Genomic DNA, 21,206 nt, shown 5'->3' with positions numbered 1-21,206 from the left:
TTGCATGTCCACATCGACGCTTCCCAGCCGCGTCTTCATGAATGGCAACAGCCAGGCGGTGCGCATCCCCCAGGAGTTCCGCCTGGATGCCAGCCGCGTGGAGATCCACCGCCAGCCCAACGGCGACCTGGTCATCCACCCGCTGCCCGAGGACCGCGGCGAGGCCCTGCTGCAGGCGCTCGCCGGCTTCGACGAGGACTTCGTCGAGGCCCTGGAGGAAGGCCAGCGCGAGCAGCCGCCGGTGCAGGAGCGTGAAGAGCTGTGAAATACCTGCTCGACACCAACATCCTCATCTACCTGCTGAAGAACCGCCCGGAATCCGTGGCCCGACGGGTCAACGCCCTGCCCGCCGACGCCGGGCTATGCATGTCCTTCATCACCTACGCCGAGCTGCTCAAGGGCGCCGAGCGCAGCACCCGGCGCGGCGAGGTCCTGCGCCAGCTGGAGCGCCTGACGCGCCAGGTGCCGGTGGTCTACGACGGCACCCCGCGCCTGTGCGAGCACTACGCGGCGCAATTCACCCGCCTCAAGCTGGCCGGCACGCCGATCGGCGCCAACGACCTGTGGATCGCCTGCCACGCCCTGGCACTGGAGGCGACCCTGGTGACGCACAACACCCGCGAGTTCGAACGCATCGACGGGCTGCGCCTGGAGGATTGGGCAGCCGAGTAGGGCATCGCGGACGGAGTCCGCTCCTACGCGGCCCCAGCCACACTGCTCCCCTGTAGGAGCGCGCCCTGCGCGCGAATCGCGGGCAGGGCCCGCTCCTACAAGTTAGCGGGAAGCACGGTATTCCTCTCCGTAGGACCTTGTCCGCGATAGCCGGACGTATCAGCGCGATTCGCGGATGAGAGCCGCTCCGCCATTCCGGTGTAGGAGCGAGCTTGCTCGCGAAGGGAGCTCCCCGGCGGCAGCTGTGCGTCGGGTTGATTCCGCACCCTCTCCCCAGCCCTCTCCCGCAAGCGGGAGAGGGGGCTGCTCGGCAGCGCCGGGAGGTTCGGAGCCAACCTGCAGGAGCGGACTCCGTCCGCGATAGCCGCAGGCTCCGGCGGTCCCTACGGCAGGTCAGACGGCGGATAACGCGGAGCGTTATTCGCCCTACGCCAAGCCTACCCTGGGCGTAGGGCGAATAACCGTTCGCGGTTATCCGCCGTTGGCCAATGCGCCAAGTCCTGCAAAAGACGGCGGATAACGCCCGTGGCGTTATCCGCCCTACAGTCGGGCGTCGTTCAGGGCTGCGGGGGTGTCCACGTCGCGCAGCACGCCCGGGTCGCCAACCTCCACGGGGTGCCAGGCTTCGCGGTGGGCTTGCAGCACCGCGCGGGCGCCTTCGTCGCCTTGCAGGGCGCGGAGCTCCGGCCAGAAGGCGCGGCCGAAGAGGACCGGATGGCCGCGTTGACCTTGGTGCAGGGGGAAGACGATACGCTGTTCGCTGGCCTGCGTGGCCAGCAGGTGCAGGGTTTGCGGGGCTATCCAGGGCATGTCGGCGAGCAGGATCGCCACGCTGGCGGCCGGGTTGTCGGCCAGCGCGGCGACGCCGGCGGCCAGGCTGTGGCCCATGCCGGCCGCCGCTTCCGCGCAGCGCACGGTGGCGATATCCACAGGCACGCCGAGCGCGGCCGCGTCGTCTTCCGGGCGCAGCACCACCAGCACTTCGTCGAACGCCTCGCGGGCATTGGCCAGGCTCGCCGCCAGCAGGCCGCGGCCGTCGGCCAGGCGCGCCTGGCGCTTGTCGGCGCCGAAACGGTGGCCGGAGCCGGCGGCCAGCAGCAGGGCGACGGTGCTCACAGGCTCTCGCGGGCGATGCCGCTGCGGGTGCGGAGGATGTCGGCGAGCACCGCCAGGGCGATTTCCGCCGGCGTCTTGCTGCCCAGGTTGAGGCCGATGGGCGCGTGGATGCGCGCAAGTTCCGTCTCGCCCAGGCCACCGATGCGCTGCAGGCGCTCCCTGCGCCGGGCCGAGGTGGTGCGCGAGCCCATCACGCCTATGTAGAAGGCCTCGGTGCGCACCGCTTCGAGCATCGCCAGGTCGTCGATCCTCGGGTCGTGGGTCAGCGCCACCACCGCCGTGTCGGCATGGCAGCCGCCGTTGGCGATGAAGATCGACGGCAGTTCGCGGCGGACCTCGATGCCGTCCAGCTCCACGCCATCCAGCGCCTCGTCGCGCGGATCGCAGAGGATCACTTCGAAGCCCAGGCCCTTGCCGAACTCGGCGCAGGCATGGGCCACGCTGGAATAGCCGGCCAGCAGCAGGCGCTGGGCGGCGCCGACGCGCAATTGCACCGAACCTTCGTCGCGCTCCACCCGTGGGCCATGCTCATGGTCGTCGCTCAGGCGGCGCGCGCCGCTGGCCAGGTCCACCCGGCGCAGCAGGCGGCGCTGGCCGAGCAGCGCCGACTCCAGCTCGCGCAGGTGCGCCTGCACCTCGCAGTCCGGCGCCAGGTTCTCCACCAGCACGTCGAGGATGCCGCCGCAGGGCAGGCGGATGTTGCTGCGCGCGTCGCCCTCGCCGTAGCGCACCACCTTCACCGGCTCGGCGAACTCGCCATGGGCCACGCGTTCGAGGAAGTCGTCCTCGACGCAGCCGCCGGACAGCGAGCCCACCCACTGCCCGCGCGGGTTCACCGCCAGCAGCGAGCCCGGCGCGCGGGGCGCCGAGCCGTAGGTGAAGAGCACGGTGCAGAGCCAGACGCGCTGGCCCTCGCCGGACCAGCGCAGCGCCTGGCGAACCACTTGCAGATCGAGATGTTGCACGTCACATCGCCTTGCCGGCATGGGCCGGCGCGCCATCGGACTTCAGTCGCGCGACCGCCTGGACGTCGAGGTCGCCGGGCAGGCCGCCCCAGCTCTGGCGCAGGTAGTTGAGCAGATCGGTGAGTTGCGCGTCATCCAGTTTATCCGCGAAGCCGGGCATCGGCTGCATGCGCTCGTAGCCGCCGAACTGCTGTTCGCCGATGCCGTCGACTATCACCCGCAGCAGGTTGCGCGAGTCGGCCAGGCGCAGGGTGGTGTTGCCCTGCATGGCCACGGCGATGTGCGGCTTGCCCTCGCCCTCGGTGCCATGGCAGCCGGCGCAGACGTTCAGGTACTGCTGGCGGCCGCGCTTGGCGCTGGCGGAGAGCTGTGGATAAGCCACCGTCTGCACCACCCTGGCCGCCGGCGGCTGGTCGCCCAGCAGGTAGGTGGCCATGGCCTGCAGGTCGCCGCTGTCCAGGTGCTGGGTGCTGTGGTGCAGCACCGGGAACATCTCGTTGAACATGCTGCCCTGGGCGCTCATGCCGTGCTCGAGGAAGGCCGACAGGTCGGCGTGGTTCCAGCCGCGCGCGGCCAGGTCCCCGGGCAGCAGGCTGGGCGCCAGGTAGCCGTTGAGCAGGGCGCCGGACAGGCGCTTGTCCTGCTGCAGCGCGCCGATGGCGTTGCGCGGGGTGTGGCACTCGCCGCAGTGGCCGAGCACTTCCACCAGGTACTGGCCGCGCTGCCAGGGCTCGCTCCGGCCCTCGGCGCTCTGCAGCTGGACGCTCTTGCCGTACAGCAGGTTCCAGCCGGAAAGCCCCGCGCGCACGTTGAACGGGAAGTTCAGCGCGGTCTCGGGCGCGGCGCGGTGCACGGGCTCGACGGTCATCAGGTAGGCGTGGATGGCGTCGGAGTCCTCGCGCCTGATCAGGTGGTACGAGGTGTAGGGCATCGCCGGGTAGAGGTTGGCGCCGTCCTTGCGCTTGCCCTCGGTGAGGGCGGCGAAGAAGTCGTCGGCGCTGTAGTTGCCGATGCCGTGGTCCTTGTCCGGGGTGATGTTGCTGCCGTAGATGGTGCCGAACGGCGAGGCGATCGGCAGGCCGCCGGCGAAGGGCGCGCCGCCCGCCGCGGTGTGGCAGGCCATGCAGTCGGCGGCGCGGGCCAGGTATTCGCCGCGCTTGACCAGGTCGGCGTCGGCGGCCTGGGCGCCGGCGGCCAGGCCCAGCCCGGCGGCCAGCAGCAGGCCGGTTAGCGATCGAGCCATGCTCAGCCCTCCTTGACCAGGCCGAGGTCGGCGAGGACCTCCGCGGTAGCGTTGTAGTAGCGCACGTAGCCGGTGCAGCGGCAGATGTGGTGGCCCAGGCTGGCCTCGATCACCGACTCCAGCTCGCTCTTCTTCAGCGGCTGGCGCTGGGCCTTTTCCACCAGCACGGTGGCGGCGTTGACGAAGCCCGGCGCGCAGTAGCTGCACTGGAAGGCGAAGCGCTCGACGAATTTCTGCTGGATCGGGTTGAGTTCGCTCACCTGGCCTTGCGCGTCGCGCTTGGCGTGGCCTTCGATGGTGCGCACCTGCTTGCCGTCGAACCAGTTGGCGCCGGTGATGCAGGTGCGCACTTCCTCGCTGGTGCCGTCGGGGTTGTCGACGATCACCACGCAGGCGTGGCAGATGCCCTGGCCGCAGCCCAGGCGCGAGCCGGTGAGGTTCTGGTATTCGTGCAGGTAGTCGATCATCGGCAGGTCTTCGGGGACCTCTACCGGGCCGACGCCTTGACCGTTGAGGGTCAGCTGGAGCTTAGCCATCGAGGGCCTCCTTGATGCGGGCGGGGGTGGCGGGCAGGTCGCGGACGCGCTTGCCGATGGCGTGGGCGATGGCGTTGCCCACGGCGCCGGCGATGGGGATCATCACCACTTCGGCGATGCCCTTGGACGGGTCGCTGGGCGACAGCGGCGGGAGGATCTCCGAGGTCTGCTGCCACACCGCCACGTCCTTGGCGCGCGGCAGGCGGTAGCGGTTGAAGTTCCAGTCGCCCTCGGCCGGGCCGCCCTCGTGCAGCGGCATCTCTTCCAGCAGCGCGTGGCCCAGGCCCATGGCCGTGCCGCCTTCGATCTGGCCCTTGACCAGTTCCGGCACCAGCACCCGGCCGCACTCCACCCAGGAGTGGTGGTTGAGCACCTGCACCTCGTGGCTGCCCTTGTTGACCTTCAGTTCCACCAGGGTGGCCACCGGGCTGTAGTAGGTGACCGCGGCGTTGTTCAGCTGCACCGGCGGGTAGTTCACGTTGCTGCGCTCCAGCAGGTGGAAGCCGGCGCTGGTCATCTGCGCCTTCTTCGCCTGCGGCGCACCGTCGCCGTACTTCACCGCCAGGCCGTCCAGCGGCAGGCGCTCGCTGACGCCGTCGATGCTGAACTCGCACTCCGCCCAGCTCCAGCGGTTGAAGGCGTGCACCGTGGCGCCGGTGACCAGGCCGCGCTCGTGGGCGCGCTTGGCCAGCAGGGCGAAGGGCAGCGGCTGCAGGCCGTTGGCGGTGAGCTTGCCGTCCACCCAGTGGGCGTCCTCGCGGCGCACCACGTAGGGGTTGGCCTGGCCGCCGAACGGGCCCTGGCGCCAGATTTCCAGGGCCGCCGGCCACAGCCCGTGGTTGAACAGCACGCGCGCCGCCTCGCGGGTGGCGTGGCTGAAGTAGTAGGCCGAGTTGGTGGCCGAGGACGCCGAGGCGTACTTGCCCACCCAGCGCGGGTTGCGCAGCTTCTCGTCCTGGGTGGCCTGGCTCATGGTGTAGGGGTCTTCGCCGCTGACCAGTTGCAGCTCCGGCCACTGCGTCTCGGCGGTCTTCACCTCGTCCGCCGGGCGGCCGAGGAAGTCGGCGGCCACCAGCGCCTGGGAGGTGGACATGCCGGTGCCGATCTCGATGCCGATGTGGCGCAGCTGGATGCGCCCCTCGGCGTCGAACTCCAGGCTGGCCATGGGCGCCTCGGAGCCGGTGCCGAAGTCCTTCTGGCAGATGGCGAAGCCGACGCCGTACCAGTTGTCCGGGTCCTGGGCGTCGAACTGCTGCTTGCGCTCGGCGCGGTTCTTCCACACCTCGTGGGCGGCGGCCTTGTCGAGAATCTCGTGCAGGCGCAGGGCGCCGGCGGGCACCGCGCCCTGGGTGTTCTTCATGCCGGAGACCAGGGCGTTGCGCCGGCGCAGCTCGATGGCGTCGATGCCCAGGCGCCCGGCGATCTCGTCCACCATCATCTCGGTGGAAGCCATGCTCTGCAGGGTGCCATAGCCGCGCATGGAGCCGGCCTCGACGCCGCGCGAATGGTAGGCGGTGGCCTGCAGGTCGCTCTGCGGCATGTAGTAGATGGACTGCGCGGCGGTGGCGCCCACGGCGGCCACCGAGGCGCTGTAGTTGGCGCGGCCGCCGCCGTCCAGGCTCATCTCGGCGCGGAACACGCGGAAGCCATAGTCCTTCTTGTCCACCGCCAGCTGGTAGCGGATGTCGAAGGCGTGGCGCTTGATGCCGCTCTGGAACTGCTCGTAGCGGTCGTTGGCCAGGCGCACCGGCACGCCTTCGCCGTACAGCGCCGCCAGGGCCGCGTAGAAGACGAAGATGTTGTGGTCCTTGGAGCCGTAGCCGACGGTGTAGCCGGGGTGGATGTTCAGCGTGGCCAGGCCGAAGCGCGACGGCGCGATCATGTGCACCGTCTCGTAGGCGGCCTCGAACGGGCACTGGGTGGCGACCACGAAGTGCAGGGTCTTGCTGGCCGGGTCGTACCAGCCGTTGCCGTTGTCCGGCTCCAGGGCGGCGGGCTCGATGGACGGCGTCCTGTAGCGCTCGTCGAAGACCAGCCAGTCGGCCGGCGGGTTGTCCACCTGGTCCTTGATCTTCTGCGCGTAGAACAGGCCCTGCTCGGTGAGGTTGCCGTGCTGGCTGGGCTGCTGGTCCCACACCGGCTTGCGGTTGCGGATCATGGGGAAGAGGATCGAGGCCTTGAGGCTGGAGAACTCGTCCTCGTCGGCCGAGGTCTTCCCACCCACCCGCACGTAGCGGAAGCTGCCGTAGGGGTCGCCCTGGTACAGCGGCGCCTGGGCGCCGTAGCGGATGGCCTTGTCGTTGAACTTCAGCTTGAGCTTGGCCCGGCGGAAGCGCTCGAAGTCGTGCCAGATGAGGATGGCCACCGGGTGGCCGATGAACATCGGCACCTTGCCGGTGGGCAGCAGCGGGTCCGGCCCGTGGGCCTCGGGGAAGGCGATGCCGTCTTTGGCCAGGTCGTCGGCGGTGACGATGCGGTCCGGCTGCAGGTCGTCACCCAGCCAGGCGAGGTCGTAGCCTTCGTAGAGGCGGTCGGCCTTGAGCGTCTTCAGCAGCATGGCGTGGCCCTGCTGCTGCGGCCAGCCGGGCATGTCTTTCGCGCGGATGTCGCGGGCGAACACCTTGTTGCCGCAGACCTTGGAAATGGCGTCGTTGCGGAAGCGCACCTTGCCGTCGTGGCCGAGCCACTGCTCGGCCGGCACCGTCACGCTCTTCTCCATCAAGGCAGCGAAAGCCCGGCTGCCCAGCGGCGCCAGGGTGACGCTCACGCCGGCGATCAGACCGCCCTGGAGGAAGGCGCGCCGGGAGATATCACGGTTGGACATGGATCATCCTCTGGGCGGTGCACTACCCGCCCATGTCGTTATGGAGTTCTGGAACCGGCGGAACCGAGGCATGGAACGGCGCGACGGCGGCATTGCGAGCCGCGTCGTCCTACGGAAAATCCTGACCGATACGTCAACTTTACCCAAATCGCACGCCTCAGGCAAAAGTTAAGCAGGGCGGTCAGCGAACCGAATGCGCCGTTGCCGTCCACTCGCCTGAAGGAAAATGCCTACCGAATTTGTTACGGCGTGCTACGCTCACCGGCCTTTGCTTAGCTCCCTAACCAGTCGCCCGCGCACCATGTCCGCCGAAGCCACCTCGCTGCTCCGCCACCGTCCCTTCCTCGCCTTCTGGCTCGCCCGCGTGTGCACCGCCAGCGGTTTCCAGATGCTCACCGTGGCCATCGGCTGGCACATGTACGAGCTCACCCACAACGTGCTCGACCTCGGCCTGGTGGGCCTGGTGGAGTTCCTCCCGCGGGTGCTGTTCATGCTGCACACCGGGCACGTCGCCGACCGCTACGACCGGCGCAAGGTGGCCGCCCTGTGCCAGGTGGCCCAGGGCCTGGTGGCGCTGGCCCTGGTGCTGGGCGCCAGCACCGGCAGCGTCACCCGCGAGATGATCTTCGTGCTGGCCTTCCTGCTCGGCAGCGCGCGCTCCTTCGAGATGCCGACCACCCAGGCGCTGCTGCCGAACCTGGTGCCCAGCGCCCTCTTCCCCCGCGCGGTGGCCGCCTCGGCCTCGGCCATGCAGGCGGCGACCATCGCCGCGCCGGCCCTGGGCGGCCTGCTCTACGCCTTCGGCGCCTTCTGGGTGTACGCGCCGACCACGCTGCTCTACTTCATGGCCTGCGCGCTGTCGCTGAGCCTGCAGGTGCGCCGGCAGAACGGCAACCAGGGCAAGGCCAGCCTGCAGTCGCTGATGGCCGGCATCCACTTCATCCGCAGCCGCCCGGACATCTTCGGCGCCATCTCCCTGGACCTGTTCGCGGTGCTGCTGGGCGGCGCCACCGCGCTGCTGCCGGTGTTCGCCAAGGACATCCTGCTCACCGGCCCCTGGGGCCTGGGCCTGCTGCGCTCGGCGCCGGCGCTGGGCGCGCTGCTGATGTCGTTCTGGCTGGCGCGCTTCCCCATCGAGCGCAACGTCGGGCGCATCATGTTCCTGGCGGTGGGCATCTTCGGCGTGGCGACCATCGCCTTCGGCCTGTCCACCTCCTTCTGGCTGTCCCTGGGCGTGCTGGTGGTGCTGGGCGCGGCGGACATGATCAGCATGGTGATCCGCGGCGCCTTCGTGCAGCTGGAAACCCCGGACGAGATGCGCGGCCGCGTCAGCGCGGTGAACGGCCTGTTCATCGGCGCCAGCAACCAGCTCGGCGAGTTCGAGTCGGGGCTGACGGCGCACTGGTTCGGCACGGTGCCGGCGGTGGTTATTGGTGGCGTGGGGACGCTGGTCGTTACTGGGGCGTGGATGAAGCTGTTTCCGACGTTGGCGCAGCGCGACAAGCTGCACTGAAGCGCTCTTCGCTCTTCGTAGGAGCGAGCTTGCTCGCTCCTACGAAAAACCCAAAAGCCCCTCAATAAAAAAAGCCCCCGCCAAAGCGAGGGCTACAGGCCCCCGAAGGCGCCCGGATGGGAGTCTCAGTGCGGCGTCCCCAACCCCGCCGCGCTCATCAGCAGGCGCATCAGCCAGGCCGCCACGCCCAGGGCGGCGACGCTGGCCGCCCAGATCAGCACCAGCCAGCCCAGTCGCTTGCGCAGCGGCGCCTTGCCCTGTTCGTCCGGTGTCATGCCGCGGCCCTCAGTGGTAGCCATCGCCGTGCTTCACCTTGCCGCGGAACACGTAGTAGCTCCAGGCGGTGTAGCCGAGGATGAAGGGGATGATGAACAGCGCGCCCACCAGCATGAAGCCCTGGCTCTGCGGCGGCGCCGAGGCGGCCTGGATGCTCACCCCCGGCGGGATGATGTTCGGCCACAGGCTGATGCCCAGGCCGCTGTAGCCGAGGAAGATCAGCACCAGGGTGAGCACGAAGGGCAGCGCGTTGTCGTTGCGCGCCACCGAGCGCAGCAGGGCGTAGAAGGTCAGCAGCACCAGCAGCGGCACCGGCAGGAACCAGAACAGGTTGGGCAGGCTGAACCAGCGCTGGGCGATGGCCTCGTGGGCCAGCGGCGTCCACAGGCTGACGATGCCGATCACCGCCAGCAGCACCAGCGCCAGCGGGCGCGCCAGGTCGTGCATGCGCTCCTGCAGCTTGCCCTCGGTCTTCATGATCAGCCAGGTGCAGCCGAGCAGGCTGTAGGCGACGATCAGGCCCAGGCCGCAGAACAGCGGGAAGGGCGCCAGCCAGTCCAGCGAGCCGCCGGCGTACTGGCCGTCGACCACCGGCAGGCCCTCGATGAAGGCGCCCAGGGCCACGCCCTGGAAGAAGGTCGCCGCCAGCGAGCCGCCGATGAAGGCCTTGTCCCAGATGTGCCGCTTGTGCGCCTTGGCCTTGAAGCGGAACTCGAAGGCCACGCCGCGGAAGATCAGCCCCACCAGCATCAGCACCAGCGGCAGGTACAGCGCCGAGAGCACCACCGAGTAGGCCATCGGGAAGGCGCCGAACAGCGCCGCGCCGCCGAGCACCAGCCAGGTCTCGTTGCCGTCCCACACCGGCGCCACCGTGTTCATCATCACGTCGCGGTCGCGCTCGTCCTTGAAGAACGGGTAGAGCATGCCGATGCCCAGGTCGAAGCCGTCCATCACCACGTACATCATCACGCCGAAGATGATGATGATCGCCCAGATCAGCGGAAGGTCGATACCCATCGTCAGTTCCTCCCTTCCCGGCCGTCGTCATCGTCGTCGAAGCCCTCGGCGGTGGCCGACAACGGCCGCGCCGCGGTGCGCTGGCGGCCGGCGCCGCCCTCGTTGTGCTCGCGCCCCTCGTGGGTGACCGGGCCCTTGCGCACCAGGCGCATCATGTAGCCGATGCCCACGCCGAACAGCGAGAAGTACACCAGCACGAACATCACCAGGGTCAGGCTCATCTGCAGGGTGCTGTGGTTGGACACCGCGTCCGCGGTGCGCATCAGCCCGTAGACCACCCAGGGCTGGCGGCCGACCTCGGTGGTGAACCAGCCGGCGAGGATCGCCAGCAGCCCCGAGGGGCCCATCCACAGCGCCAGGCGCAGGAAGGCGCGGTTGCTGAACAGAGCGCCACGCCAGCGCAGCCACAGGCTCCAGACGCCGACCAGGATCATCAGCATGCCCAGGCCGGCCATGATGCGGAACGACCAGAAGACGATGGTGGAGTTGGGCCGGTCCTCGCGCGGGAAGTCCTTCAGCGCCGGGATCGGCTCGCTCAGGCTGTGCTTGAGGATCAGGCTGCCGAGCACCGGGATTTCCACCTTGAAGCGGGTTTCCTCGCGCTGCATGTCCGGCCAGCCGAAGAGGATCAGCGGCGTCGGGCCGCCCTCGGCGTTGTCCCAGTGGCCCTCGATGGCGGCGATCTTCGCCGGCTGGTGCTCCAGGGTGTTCAGGCCGTGGGCGTCGCCGATCATGGCCTGGATGGGCGCCACCAGCAGCGCCATCCACATGGCCATGGAGAGCATCTTGCGGATCGCCGGGTTGTCACGCCCGCGCAGCAGGTGCCAGGCCGCCGAGGCGCCGACGAAGAAGGCCGTGGCGAGGAAGGCGGCGATGCTCATGTGCAACAGGCGGTAGGGGAAGGACGGGTTGAAGATCACCGCGAACCAGTCCACCGGGATCACCCGCCCGTCGACCACCTCGAAGCCCTGCGGGGTCTGCATCCAGCTGTTGGAGGCGAGGATCCAGAAGGTCGACATCAGGGTGCCCAGGGCCACCATCACCGTGGCGAAGAAGTGCAGCCCCGGGCCGACGCGGTTCCAGCCGAACAGCATCACGCCGAGGAAGCCGGCCTCCAGGAAGAACGCGGTGAGCACCTCGTAGGTCAGCAAGGGCCCGGTGATGCTCCCGGCGTAGGCGGAGAAGTGGCTCCAGTTGGTGCCGAACTGGTAGGCCATCACCAGGCCGGAGACCACGCCCATGCCGAAGTTCACCGCGAATATCTTCGACCAGAAGTGGTAGAGGTCGCGGTAGACCTCCTGGCCGCTCTTCAGCCACAGCCCTTCGAGCACCGCCAGGTAACTGGCCAGGCCGATGGTGATGGCGGGGAAGATGATGTGGAAGGAGACGGTAAAGGCGAACTGGATACGCGCCAGTTCCAACGCCTCGAGACCCAACATGACGTTTCCTCTTCAGGGTGACGCCCGTCGTCGCACGCAGCGGGCAGCTCGCCGGCGCACGGAACGCCGGGGTTTCAGCAGTGATCCTGGAATCGGATTCTTGTTCGGGCCGGCGGACCGGAGGTCTGCGGCGGTACGCCAAGCAAAGACTAGCAGGGCGCGCATTGATGCAGCTCAAGAAAGCGTATCGATGTTACGCCGCACGCCGCGGCTTGCCGCCGTGGTGGGTTGCCGCGCGGCAGGCTGTCGCGCGGCAGCCTGTCTCAGCGGCCATTCATTATGAAAACAAGTCATATGTAGATGAATAAATAATATTTTAATGGAATAAAAAATCCCGGTAGCTTTCGCTCCAACGGCCTCCGCAGAGGGGCCGGAGCCAACCCCCGCCGCCCTGCGCCGCCGCCACGAGCCGCGGCCCGATCGCCGGCACGCTGCCCTACAAGGACATCGCCATGAAGAAACTGCTGCTCCTGACTGCCCTCGCCGCCGCCTTCAGCGCCTCGGTCAACGCCAACGAGAAACTGGTGGTGGCCGCCACCCCGGTCCCCCATGCCGAGATCCTCGAGCTGATCAAGCCGACCCTGGCCAAGGAAGGCGTGGACCTGGAGATCAAGGTCTTCACCGACTACGTGCAGCCCAACGTGCAGGTGGCCGAGAAGCGCCTGGACGCCAACTACTTCCAGACCCGGCCGTACCTGGACAACTTCAACAAGGGCAAGGGCACCGACCTGGTCACCGTGACCGGCGTGCACGTCGAACCCTTCGGCGGCTACTCGAAGAAGTACAAGTCCCTGAGCGAGCTGCCCGACGGCGCCACCGTCGCCCTGCCCAACGAGGGCAGCAACAGCGGCCGCGCCCTGCTCCTGCTGCAGAAGGCCGGCGTGATCAAGCTGAAGGACCCGCACAACGCCCTGGCCACGCCGAAAGACATCGCCGAGAACCCCAAGCACCTGAAGTTCAAGGAGCTGGAGTCGGCCCTGCTGCCCCGCGTGCTGGACCAGGTCGACCTGGACCTGATCAACACCAACTACGCCCTGGAGGCCAAGCTCAACCCGGTGAAGGACGCCCTGATCCTCGAGGACCGCAACTCGCCCTACGTGAACTACCTGGTGGCGCGCCCGGACAACAAGGACAGCGACGCCCTGAAGAAACTCTCCGCGGCGCTGACCAGCCCGGAAGTGAAGGCCTTCATCGAGAAGAAATACGACGGCGCGGTGATCCCCGCCTTCTGATCGATGGGCGCGCCCCGGCCAAGGGGCGCGCCGTCTTCACACGCACGCGCCGGTGCCCGCCACCGGCGTTTTCATTTCGAGAGCCGTGCCGATGAAAACTCCCCAACCGCTGCTGACCTTCCCCGACGCCGACAAGAGCCCGCTGAGCATCCGCGCCAAGGCGCTGGTGTTCTTCGACCCGCGTTCGCACCAGGTGCGCGACGAGGTCGAGCGCCTGGCCCCGGGCCTGCAGCCGGTGCTAATCCGCGGCGAGACCGGCACCGGCAAGGAACTGCTGGCCCGGCACATCCACCGCGCCAGCGAGCGCCCCGGGCTGTTCGTCGCGGTCAGCTGCAGCGCGCTGAGCCGCAACTTCGCCGAGGCCGAGCTGTTCGGCTACGCCCCCGGCGCGCACAACGGCCCGGTGGGCAGCCGCGCCGGCTGGCTGGGCTCGGCCAACGGCGGCACCCTGTACCTGGACGAGATCGCCGACCTGCCGCTGGGGTTGCAGGAGAAACTCCTGCGCGTGCTGCAGGAGCGCGAGGTGCTGCGCGTCGGCGCCCGCGAGCCGATCCCGGTGGACGTGCGCCTGGTGGTGGCCACCAGCATCGACCTGGGCCAGGCGGTGGCCGCCGGCAAGTTCCTCGAACCGCTGCGGCAATACCTGGTGGACGGCGACCTGGAGCTGCCGCCGCTGCGCCAGCGCATCGGCGACATCCTGCCGCTGGCCGAATACTTCCTCGGCATCCACGCCCAGCGCCTGGACCTGCCGGTGCCGCACATCGGCGAAGCGGCCCAGGCGGCGCTGGAGGCCTACCCCTGGCCGGGCAACATCCGCGAGCTGGAGAACGTCATCCACTTCGCCCTGCTGGTCAGCCCGGGCGAGGAAATCCAGCCGCAGCACCTCAACCTGCCGGACAGCGCGCCAGCGGACCTGCGCCGGCTGCTGCGCCAGCCCGGCGTGCGCGAGCAGTTGCTCGCGTTACTGGAAGAAGGCTCCCTGCCGTAGGGGCCGCCGGAACCTGCGGCTATCGCGGACGGAGTCTCCTACGCCGCCACCGCTGTTCCACCTGTAGGAGCGCGCCCTGCGCGCGAAATCGCGGGCAGGGCCCGCTCCTACAGGGGAATGACATGGCTCGGGCAGCGCAGGAGCGGACTCCGTCCACGATCCGGCCAACAGGCCGTCACCGTCTCAGTTGGAATGGGCGACCACCGGCGTGCAGGAAGGGGTGGACAGCGTCGCCGGGCTGATCAGCAGGCCGGGCATCATTCGCGAGGTGCAGTTGAAGACGCGCCCCTTGGTGGTCCTGGCTGTATAGGAAAGCTCCTGGGTGCCCAGGGGATCGGGCTGCCCCGCCTTGACGTCGCGGATGACGAGTTCGTCGGAAGAGGCGAGGCCGATCATCTGGGCGGTGGCTGCCTGCAGGGGGACTATCGCCTGGTTGGGCGTCATGGTGGTGCAGGCGGCCAGGGGGGCCGCCAGGGCGAAGACGAGGCAGATGCGGGTGAGGTTCATGCGACGGGTGTCCTGATCGAGGGTTGGTGTGTTGCCGGCGACGACACTAACCAAACGCCCGACGGCCCGAAGTCGGACCTTTCCGAGTAAACACCAGGCCATGTATGAAACCGCCCTGGCCTGCCTACAGACCATGGCGGAGGACATCCGTCGGCAGGGCCGGCGGTCAATCGCGGACGAAGTCCCACGGTTCGGTGGAAGGCACGACATCCCTGTAGGAGCGGACTCCGTCCGCGATCAGCAGCATTCGCCGCCCTCCCGGGCGCATCGCACACCTACGAAAACGCGGCCCCCAGGCTTCGAACGTCCACGAAAAGCGACGGATGGTCGCAGTGAAACGATTCGCCTACCCCCATGCCCGGCAGCAGGGAATCCTGATGGAAAGGTCAAAAACAGGGATTTCTCTGACGTCAACGGCAAAAGGCAGTCCCATCGACCATATCAATACCGATCATCAGGCACATCAACTTCAATTTGTCATGTGAATCAGGGAAAATGGCTACCAGGCAGTCGGGACCCAATTTCCCCGGCGCCCTTGGAGACTATCGTGACCAGCTTTGCCGCTCTTGCCAGCTTTTTCGCCGCCACCGCTTTCCTGAACGTACCGCAGCAGGTCGATCCGGAACGCCGTGAAGTCCGCCGTGCGAAGCCCCGCCGCAAGTAAAGCAGTACCCGCTCCGCTCGGCCCCCGCACGGGGCCGGCGGCGGGACCATCGGTCCCGGGGAGTGGCCCTGGCAAGGCCTTTCGTGTTTATATTGATTGCTTGTTCAATTAAAAACACGAGGAACCCCGCCCGTTTTGTCCGTTCCCCAGCTTCCCTCGTCCACCGCTCCACCCTCCCCCGCCATGCGCATGAACCCACCGGCCTTCTACGGTGCGGCGGCGCTGATCCTGCTGTTCGTCGTCCTGGTCATCGGCTTCCCCGTCGAGGCCGGCCAATGGCTGCTCGACGCCCAGGCCTGGGCCGCCGCCAACGTCGGCTGGTACTACCTGCTGGCGATGACGCTGTACCTGATCTTCGTGGTGGTCACCGCGCTTTCCGGCTACGGGAAGATCAAGCTCGGTGCCGACCACGACGAGCCGGAATTCAGCTACCTGTCCTGGGCCGGCATGCTGTTCGCCGCGGGCATCAGCATCACCCTGTTCTTCTTCTGCGTGTCCGAGCCGCTGACGCACTTCCTGCAGCCGCCCCAGGGCGCGGCCGGCACCACCGAGGCGGCGCGCCAGGCCATGCAGCTGCTGTTCCTGCACTGGGGCCTGCACGGCTGGGGTGTGTTCGCCCTGGTGGCCATGGCCCTGGCCTACTTCGCCTACCGCCACAACCTGCCGCTGGCATTGCGCTCGGCGCTGTACCCGCTGATCGGCAAGCGCATCAACGGGCCCATCGGCTACACCGTGGACTGCTTCGGCATAGTCGCCACCGTGTTCGGCCTGGGCGCCGACATGGGCTTCGGCGTGCTGCAGCTCAACGCCGGGCTCGACTACCTGTTCGGCGTCGCCCACAGCCACCCGGTGCAGATGACCCTGATCGCCCTGATGATGGGCGCAGCCATCGCCGTGGCGGTGTCCGGCGTGGACAAGGGCATCCGCCTGCTCTCCGACATCAACATGCTGCTGGCCTGCGCCCTGCTGCTGTTCGTGCTGTTCACCGGGCCTACCCAGCACCTGCTCAACACCCTGGTGCAGAACATCGGCGACTACCTCGGCGCGCTGCCGACCAAGAGCTTCGATCTCTACGCCTATGGCGAGGGCGGTGACTGGCTGGGCGGCTGGACGGTGTTCTACTGGGCCTGGTGGATCGCCTGGGCGCCCTTCGTCGGCCTGTTCATCGCGCGCATCTCCCGCGGGCGGACCATCCGCGAATTCGTCTTCGGCGTGCTCTTCATCCCCCTGGGCTTCACCCTGGCGTGGATGTCCATCTTCGGCAACAGCGCCCTGGAACAGGTGCTGGACCACGGCGCCGTCGAACTGGGCCGGGTGGCCGTGGCGGAGCCGCAGATGGCGCTCTACCAGTTGCTGCAGGACTACCCCGGCAGCCGCGTGCTGATCGCCGTGACCGTGCTGGTCAGCTTCGTGTTCTTCGTCACCTCGGCCGACTCCGGCACCGTGGTGCTCTCCACCCTCTCCGCCCGCGGCGGCAGCGCCGACGACGACGGCCCGAAGTGGCTGCGGGTGTTCTGGGGCCTGGCCACCGCGCTGGTCACCGGCGGCCTGCTGTTCGCCGGCAGCATCGACGCGCTGAAGTCGGCGGTGGTGCTGACCTCGCTGCCCTTCTCGCTGATCCTGCTGCTGATGATGTGGGGCCTGCACAAGGCCTTCTACCTGGAGTCCCAGCGCCAGCGCGCGCGCAGCCACTCCCTGGCGCCGCCGCTGGCGGCCAAGGCCGGCGGCTGGAAGCGGCGCATCTCCCAGGCGGTGCACTTCCCCACCCGCGACGAGGTCTACCGCTTCCTGGCGGACGTGGTCGGCCCGGCCATGGCCGAGGTGGCGGAAGTGTTCCGCGACAAGGGCCTGCAGGTGGACGCCGACCTCGACCCAGGCAACCTGGAGCTGAGCCTGGAGATCGGCCACGGCGAGCAGCACCCGTTCTACTACCAGGTATCGATGCGCGGCTACTTCACGCCGTCCTTCGCCCGCGCCGGCATGGGCGGCCTGCACCTGAAGAACCGCCGCTACTTCCGCGCCGAGGTGCACCTGGCCGAGGGCAGCCAGGACTACGACCTGATGGGCTACGGCAGGGAGCAGATCATCAACGACATGCTCGACCAGTACGAGCGCCACCTGCAGTTCCTGCACCTGGTGCGTTGAACGGCGCGCCGGTGACGAGGGGCCTGGCAATTGTCAATTGATAGTGATTATCATTGGCACACCTTCCTTCAGGCCCTTCCCATGCCGGCGACCGCTCTCGACCCGCAGCACGCCCTGCACCATCTCTACAACGAGCACCACGGCTGGCTGCACGGCTGGCTGCGGCGCCGCCTGGGCAACGCCTGCGATGCCGCCGACCTGGCCCAGGACACCTTCGTCCGCGTGCTGCGCGCGCGCAACGCCGGCGAGATCCGCGAGCCGCGGGACTACCTGGCGACCATCGCCAAGGGCCTGATGATCGACCATTTCCGCCGCCGCTCGCTGGAGCAGGCCTACCTGGAGGCCCTGGCCAGCCTGCCGGAAGACGAGCAGCCCTCGCCGGAAACCCAGGCCCTGCTGTTCGAGGCATTGATGGAGATCGACCGCCTGCTCGACGGCCTGGGCGCCAAGGTCAAGCGCAGCTTCCTGCTGGCCCAGGTCGAGGGCCTGACCTACGCCGAGATCGCCGAGCGCCAGGGCATTTCCCTGCGCACGGTGAACAACCACATGGCCAAGGCCATGGAACACTGCTGCCTGATGCTGCCATGAGCGCCCCCAGCGAGGCCGAACGCCAGGCCATCCGCGCCGCCGCCCAGTGGTACGCGCGCCTCTACTCCGGCCACGCCAACGACGCCGACCAGAGCGCCTGGCAGCACTGGTACGCCGCCAGCGCCGAACACCAGCGCGCCTGGGCCCGGGTGGAACAGGTGCGCCAGCAGTTCGCCCGGGTGCCGGGCCAGTTGGCCGGGCCGACCCTGGGCACCCGCGGGCTGTCGCGCCGCCAACTGCTCGGCGGCCTGGGCAGCCTCGGGCTGGGCCTGCCGCTGGCCTGGCTGGCCTGGCGCGACACGCCCTGGCAGGCCTGGCTGGCCGACTACCGCAGCGCGGTGGGCGAGCGCCGCGAAGTCACCCTGGCCGACGGCTCCTCGCTGACGCTGAACACCGACAGCGCGGTGGACGTGCTCTTCGACCCCGGACAACGCCTGTTGCGCCTGCTGCGCGGGGAAATCTTCGTCAGCACCGCGCCGGACCCCAGCGGCAGCGCCCGCCCCTTCCGCGTGGAGACGCCCCAGGGCCGCATCCTCGCCCTGGGCACCCGCTTCAGCGTGCGCCTGCTCGACAGCCGCACCCGCGTCGCCGTGCTCGACAAGGCCGTGGAAGTCCGCCCCCGGGCCGCGCCGCAGCGCAGCCGCATCCTGCACGGCGGCGAGCAGCTCGACCTCGGCGAGCTGGACCTCGGCCCGTTGCGGCGCAACGACGCCAACACCGCCGCCTGGCTCGCCGGCAGCCTGATCGCCGTGGACCGCCCGCTGGGCGAACTGCTGGAGGAACTGGGCCGCTACCGCAGCGGCGTGCTGCACTGCGACCCGCGGATCGCCGGGCTGAAGGTCTCCGGCAACTTCCCCATCGGCGATACCGAGCTGGCCCTGGCCGCCCTGGAATCCGCCTTCGGGCTGCGCATCGTGCGCCACACGCGCTTCTGGGTCAGCGTGCAGCCGCAGGCCTGAGACCGGGGCCGGAAAAAAATCTCCCCGGCCTTGCACTTTTTTCCGCCCTCGCCCGGCCCCCTCGTATTCCGGGCCATCTGGCCCAACTTGGGGGAGTCCGCATGAACCGCAACACCGTCGACCCGGCACCGGCCACCGCCAGCCGTTCGCTCCACAAACCGCTGGCCCTGGCCATCGCCCTGGCCCTGGGCGCCGGCGCGCTCGCCGCTGCTAGCGCCCAGGCCGCCGAAGCCGTGCGCTACGACATCGCCGGCGGGCCCCTGGCGGAAGTGCTCGGGCGCTTCGCCAGCGCCGCCGGGGTGGCCCTGTCGTTCGACGCCGCGCAACTGCGCGGCCGCCAGTCCGCCGGGTTGCACGGCAGCTACGACGTCACCGGCGGCTTCAGTGCGCTGCTCGTCGGCAGCGGCCTGCAGGCCGAGCCCCAGGCCAACGGCAGCTACGTGCTGCGCCCGGTGCCCACCGACGGCGCCGTGGCCCTGTCGGCCAGCACCATCACCGCCAGCCTCGGCGCCGAGGCCCTGCCCCCCGCCTACGCCGGCGGCCAGGTGGCCAGCGGCGCGCGCCTGGGCATGCTGGGCAACGCCGACCTGATGGACACGCCCTTCAGCGTCACCAGCTACACCGCGCAGACCATCGAGGCGCAGCAGGCGCGCAGCGTCGCCGACCTGCTGGTGGCCAACGACCCGTCGGTGCGCGTCGTCGGCGGCCGCGGCGACCTGGTGGACACCTACGTCATCCGCGGCTTCAACGTGAACAACGCCGACGTCGCCTTCAACGGCCTGTACGGCGTGCTGCCCTACTGGCGCGTGCCCATCGAGTTCGCCGAGCGCGTGGAAGTGCTCAAGGGCCCCACCGCCCTGCTCGGCGGCATGTCCCCCGGCGGCAGCGTCGGCGGCACCATCAACCTGGTGCCCAAGCGCGCCGAGGACCAGCCGCTGACCCGCGTCAGCCTGGACTGGACCGACCGCTCGCAGGTCGGCACCCACCTGGACATCGGCCGCCGCTTCGGCGAGGGCAACGCCTTCGGCGTGCGCTTCAACGGCGTGTACCGCAACGGCGACACCGCCATCGACCACCAGAGCCGCGAGTTCCCGCTGCTGGCCCTGGGCCTGGACTTCCGCGGCGAACGCCTGCGCCTGTCCAGCGACCTGCTGTACCAGAAGGAAAGCCTGGAGGGCGTGGTGCGCCCGGTGATCACCGGCACCGCCACCAGCATCCCCCACGCGCCGGACTCGAAGACCCGCTTCGGCCTGCGCGACTCCTACCTGGACCAGGTGGACTACTCGATCGTCAACCGCGGCGAGTACGACCTCACCGACCACCTCACCGCCTTCGCCAGCCTCGGCGGGCGCCAGAGCGACTACGAGACCATCGCCGCCAACAGCATCCTCAACGGCAACCAGGGCGACGTCATCAACAGCCTGGCGCGCCAGCGCGCCGACCGCCGCACCTACTCCGGCGAGGCCGGGGTGCGCGGCGACTTCGACACCGGCCCCGTGCGCCACGACTGGACCCTCAGCGCCAACCGCCTGCACGAGCGCCTGGGCATGGTCTACGTGTTCACCGGCATGCAGCCGGGCAGCCTCTACGACACCTCGCCGCACACGCCGATCCCGGACTTCTCCAGCCTCGACGGCGGCATCCCGAAGACCAACGAGACCGACCTCTCCGGCGTGGCCCTGGCCGACAGGCTGTCGATCCTCGACGAGCGCGTGCAGTTCACCGCCGGCGTGCGCCGGCAGACGGTGCAGTCCAAGGACTACTCGCCCAGCACCGGCGCGCGCACCGGCAAGTACGACGAGCACGCCTGGACGCCGATGTTCAGCCTGCTGGTCAAGCCGCTGGACGAGCTGTCGCTGTACGCCAACTACATCCAGGGCCTGAGCCAGGGCGACGCCGCCCCCTCCACCGCGGCCAACGCCGGCCAGGTGCTGGCGCCCTACAAGGCGGAGCAGTACGAGGTCGGCGCCAAGTACGACCTGGGCGGCTTCACCACCACCCTGGCGCTGTTCGAGATCAAGAAACCCAACGCCTTCGTCGACGCCGAGAACGTGTTCCGCGCCGACGGCGAGCAGCGCAACCGCGGCATCGAGCTGAGCCTGTTCGGCCAGCTCACCGACGACCTGCGGGTGCTGGCCGGCGCCAGCTACATCAAGGCCGAGCAGAGCAAGACCGCCAGCCCCGCCAGCGAAGGCAAGGACGCCCCCGGCGTGCCGCGTCGCCAGGCCAACCTGGGGCTGAGCTGGGACACCCCGTTCGTCCAGGGGCTGACCCTCGACGGCCGCTGGATCTACACCGGCGAGGCCTACCTGGACACCACCAACGACCTCAAGGTGCCGCACTGGAACCGCGTCGACGTGGGCGCCAGCTACGCCTTCGCGGTGGCCGGCAAGCCGCTGGTGGCGCGGGCCAACCTTGAGAACCTGCTGGCCAAGGACTACTGGACCGCGTCCAACGGCTACATGACCGTCAGCTCGCCGCGCACCCTGTCGCTGTCGCTGACCGCGGACTTCTGAGGCGCC

At 69.0% G+C, this 21,206-nt stretch carries 19 protein-coding genes; 10 read left to right on the top strand and 9 right to left on the bottom strand.

Features of this window, described 5'->3' with window-relative positions; genetic code table 11:
- The first annotated feature begins 4 nt into the window (after window positions 1–4).
- A complete protein-coding gene (locus CHC02_RS03750; protein ID WP_089390172.1) occupies window positions 5–265 on the top strand; it encodes an antitoxin in 261 nt (86 codons plus the stop codon).
- Window positions 262–672 (top strand): type II toxin-antitoxin system VapC family toxin, encoded by a 411-nt coding sequence (locus CHC02_RS03745; RefSeq protein ID WP_089390171.1) that lies wholly within the window; start codon window positions 262–264, stop codon window positions 670–672. Before CHC02_RS03750 ends, CHC02_RS03745 begins: the two co-directional genes overlap by 4 nt.
- Before the next feature lie 540 nt (window positions 673–1,212).
- On the opposite strand, the gene CHC02_RS03740 is transcribed toward CHC02_RS03745, so the two are convergent.
- The 5 genes from CHC02_RS03740 to CHC02_RS03720 are packed head-to-tail and all read right to left on the bottom strand — an operon-like array spanning window position 1,213 to window position 7,356.
- Window positions 1,213–1,788: a nucleotidyltransferase family protein gene (locus CHC02_RS03740; protein WP_089390170.1), complete on the bottom strand. Its 576-nt coding sequence runs from the start codon at window positions 1,786–1,788 to the stop codon at window positions 1,213–1,215.
- Window positions 1,785–2,753 carry an XdhC family protein gene (locus CHC02_RS03735; protein WP_089390169.1) on the bottom strand — a complete coding sequence of 323 codons (969 nt, stop codon included), beginning with the start codon at window positions 2,751–2,753 and terminating at the stop codon, window positions 1,785–1,787. The genes CHC02_RS03740 and CHC02_RS03735 overlap by 4 nt, the downstream gene beginning before the upstream one ends.
- A 1-nt stretch (window position 2,754) precedes the next feature.
- Window positions 2,755–3,996, bottom strand: coding sequence for a c-type cytochrome (locus CHC02_RS03730; protein ID WP_089390168.1), 1,242 nt, complete (start codon window positions 3,994–3,996; stop codon window positions 2,755–2,757).
- A gap of 2 nt (window positions 3,997–3,998) precedes the next feature.
- Window positions 3,999–4,532, bottom strand: coding sequence for a (2Fe-2S)-binding protein (locus tag CHC02_RS03725; RefSeq protein ID WP_089390167.1), 534 nt, complete (start codon window positions 4,530–4,532; stop codon window positions 3,999–4,001).
- Entirely contained in the window at window positions 4,525–7,356 is a 2,832-nt protein-coding gene (locus CHC02_RS03720; protein WP_089390166.1) for a xanthine dehydrogenase family protein molybdopterin-binding subunit, read from the bottom strand. The genes CHC02_RS03725 and CHC02_RS03720 overlap by 8 nt, the downstream gene beginning before the upstream one ends.
- 301 nt (window positions 7,357–7,657) lie before the next feature.
- Between CHC02_RS03720 and CHC02_RS03715 the strand changes: the two genes are divergently transcribed.
- Window positions 7,658–8,869: an MFS transporter gene (locus tag CHC02_RS03715; protein WP_089390165.1), complete on the top strand. Its 1,212-nt coding sequence runs from the start codon at window positions 7,658–7,660 to the stop codon at window positions 8,867–8,869.
- A gap of 125 nt (window positions 8,870–8,994) precedes the next feature.
- On the opposite strand, the gene CHC02_RS03710 is transcribed toward CHC02_RS03715, so the two are convergent.
- Genes CHC02_RS03710 through CHC02_RS03700 form a run of 3 tightly spaced genes read right to left on the bottom strand, consistent with a single transcriptional unit; the run spans window position 8,995 to window position 11,601 of the window.
- On the bottom strand, window positions 8,995–9,144 hold the full coding sequence (locus CHC02_RS03710) for a DUF2474 domain-containing protein (RefSeq protein ID WP_089390164.1): 150 nt from the start codon (window positions 9,142–9,144) through the stop codon (window positions 8,995–8,997).
- Window positions 9,145–9,154: 10 nt separating this feature from the next.
- Window positions 9,155–10,162, bottom strand: coding sequence for a cytochrome d ubiquinol oxidase subunit II (cydB, locus tag CHC02_RS03705; RefSeq protein ID WP_089390163.1), 1,008 nt, complete (start codon window positions 10,160–10,162; stop codon window positions 9,155–9,157).
- A gap of 2 nt (window positions 10,163–10,164) precedes the next feature.
- Window positions 10,165–11,601: a cytochrome ubiquinol oxidase subunit I gene (locus tag CHC02_RS03700; protein ID WP_089390162.1), complete on the bottom strand. Its 1,437-nt coding sequence runs from the start codon at window positions 11,599–11,601 to the stop codon at window positions 10,165–10,167.
- 452 nt (window positions 11,602–12,053) lie between these two features.
- Between CHC02_RS03700 and CHC02_RS03695 the strand changes: the two genes are divergently transcribed.
- Entirely contained in the window at window positions 12,054–12,833 is a 780-nt protein-coding gene (locus CHC02_RS03695) for a MetQ/NlpA family ABC transporter substrate-binding protein (protein WP_089390161.1), read from the top strand.
- Window positions 12,834–12,924: 91 nt separating this feature from the next.
- On the top strand, window positions 12,925–13,821 hold the full coding sequence (locus CHC02_RS03690; RefSeq protein WP_089390160.1) for a sigma 54-interacting transcriptional regulator: 897 nt from the start codon (window positions 12,925–12,927) through the stop codon (window positions 13,819–13,821).
- A 183-nt stretch (window positions 13,822–14,004) separates the two neighbouring features.
- Here CHC02_RS03690 and CHC02_RS03685 read toward each other — a convergent pair whose 3' ends face one another.
- Window positions 14,005–14,328, bottom strand: a complete 324-nt coding sequence (locus tag CHC02_RS03685; RefSeq protein ID WP_089390159.1) for a hypothetical protein — start codon at window positions 14,326–14,328, stop codon at window positions 14,005–14,007.
- Window positions 14,329–14,660: 332 nt separating this feature from the next.
- On the opposite strand from CHC02_RS03685, the gene CHC02_RS30150 reads away from it, so the two are divergent.
- From CHC02_RS30150 to CHC02_RS03665, 5 genes are all read left to right on the top strand, one after another.
- The gene (locus CHC02_RS30150; protein ID WP_167364769.1) at window positions 14,661–14,813 is read left to right on the top strand and encodes a hypothetical protein; all 153 of its coding nucleotides are present in this window, start codon (window positions 14,661–14,663) and stop codon (window positions 14,811–14,813) included.
- Between the two features lie 368 nt (window positions 14,814–15,181).
- Window positions 15,182–17,137 carry a choline BCCT transporter BetT gene (gene betT / locus CHC02_RS03680; protein WP_089390285.1) on the top strand — a complete coding sequence of 652 codons (1,956 nt, stop codon included), beginning with the start codon at window positions 15,182–15,184 and terminating at the stop codon, window positions 17,135–17,137.
- 81 nt (window positions 17,138–17,218) lie between these two features.
- Window positions 17,219–17,725 carry a sigma-70 family RNA polymerase sigma factor gene (locus CHC02_RS03675; RefSeq protein WP_089390158.1) on the top strand — a complete coding sequence of 169 codons (507 nt, stop codon included), beginning with the start codon at window positions 17,219–17,221 and terminating at the stop codon, window positions 17,723–17,725.
- Complete coding sequence (locus CHC02_RS03670; protein ID WP_089390157.1) at window positions 17,722–18,684, top strand: FecR domain-containing protein; 963 nt, start codon at window positions 17,722–17,724, stop codon at window positions 18,682–18,684. The genes CHC02_RS03675 and CHC02_RS03670 overlap by 4 nt, the downstream gene beginning before the upstream one ends.
- A gap of 101 nt (window positions 18,685–18,785) precedes the next feature.
- Entirely contained in the window at window positions 18,786–21,200 is a 2,415-nt protein-coding gene (locus CHC02_RS03665; protein ID WP_089390156.1) for a TonB-dependent receptor, read from the top strand.
- The last annotated feature ends 6 nt before the right edge of the window (window positions 21,201–21,206 follow it).

The organism is Pseudomonas delhiensis (assembly GCF_900187975.1).
Classification (GTDB): Bacteria; Pseudomonadota; Gammaproteobacteria; order Pseudomonadales; family Pseudomonadaceae; genus Pseudomonas; species Pseudomonas delhiensis.
Note: the sequence above shows the minus strand (reverse complement) of the source record. Positions and strands in the feature narration are given on the sequence as shown.

Coding starts and splice junctions, on each gene's coding strand:
- CHC02_RS03750 (WP_089390172.1), top strand. CDS start 5: ATGTCCACATCGACGCTTCCCAGCCGCGTCTTCATGAATGGCAACAGC.
- CHC02_RS03730 (WP_089390168.1), bottom strand. CDS start 3,996: ATGGCTCGATCGCTAACCGGCCTGCTGCTGGCCGCCGGGCTGGGCCTG.
- CHC02_RS03725 (WP_089390167.1), bottom strand. CDS start 4,532: ATGGCTAAGCTCCAGCTGACCCTCAACGGTCAAGGCGTCGGCCCGGTA.
- CHC02_RS03720 (WP_089390166.1), bottom strand. CDS start 7,356: ATGTCCAACCGTGATATCTCCCGGCGCGCCTTCCTCCAGGGCGGTCTG.
- CHC02_RS03715 (WP_089390165.1), top strand. CDS start 7,658: ATGTCCGCCGAAGCCACCTCGCTGCTCCGCCACCGTCCCTTCCTCGCC.
- CHC02_RS03710 (WP_089390164.1), bottom strand. CDS start 9,144: ATGACACCGGACGAACAGGGCAAGGCGCCGCTGCGCAAGCGACTGGGC.
- cydB (WP_089390163.1), bottom strand. CDS start 10,162: ATGGGTATCGACCTTCCGCTGATCTGGGCGATCATCATCATCTTCGGC.
- CHC02_RS03700 (WP_089390162.1), bottom strand. CDS start 11,601: ATGTTGGGTCTCGAGGCGTTGGAACTGGCGCGTATCCAGTTCGCCTTT.
- CHC02_RS03695 (WP_089390161.1), top strand. CDS start 12,054: ATGAAGAAACTGCTGCTCCTGACTGCCCTCGCCGCCGCCTTCAGCGCC.
- CHC02_RS03690 (WP_089390160.1), top strand. CDS start 12,925: ATGAAAACTCCCCAACCGCTGCTGACCTTCCCCGACGCCGACAAGAGC.
- CHC02_RS03685 (WP_089390159.1), bottom strand. CDS start 14,328: ATGAACCTCACCCGCATCTGCCTCGTCTTCGCCCTGGCGGCCCCCCTG.
- betT (WP_089390285.1), top strand. CDS start 15,182: ATGAACCCACCGGCCTTCTACGGTGCGGCGGCGCTGATCCTGCTGTTC.
- CHC02_RS03675 (WP_089390158.1), top strand. CDS start 17,219: ATGCCGGCGACCGCTCTCGACCCGCAGCACGCCCTGCACCATCTCTAC.
- CHC02_RS03670 (WP_089390157.1), top strand. CDS start 17,722: ATGAGCGCCCCCAGCGAGGCCGAACGCCAGGCCATCCGCGCCGCCGCC.
- CHC02_RS03665 (WP_089390156.1), top strand. CDS start 18,786: ATGAACCGCAACACCGTCGACCCGGCACCGGCCACCGCCAGCCGTTCG.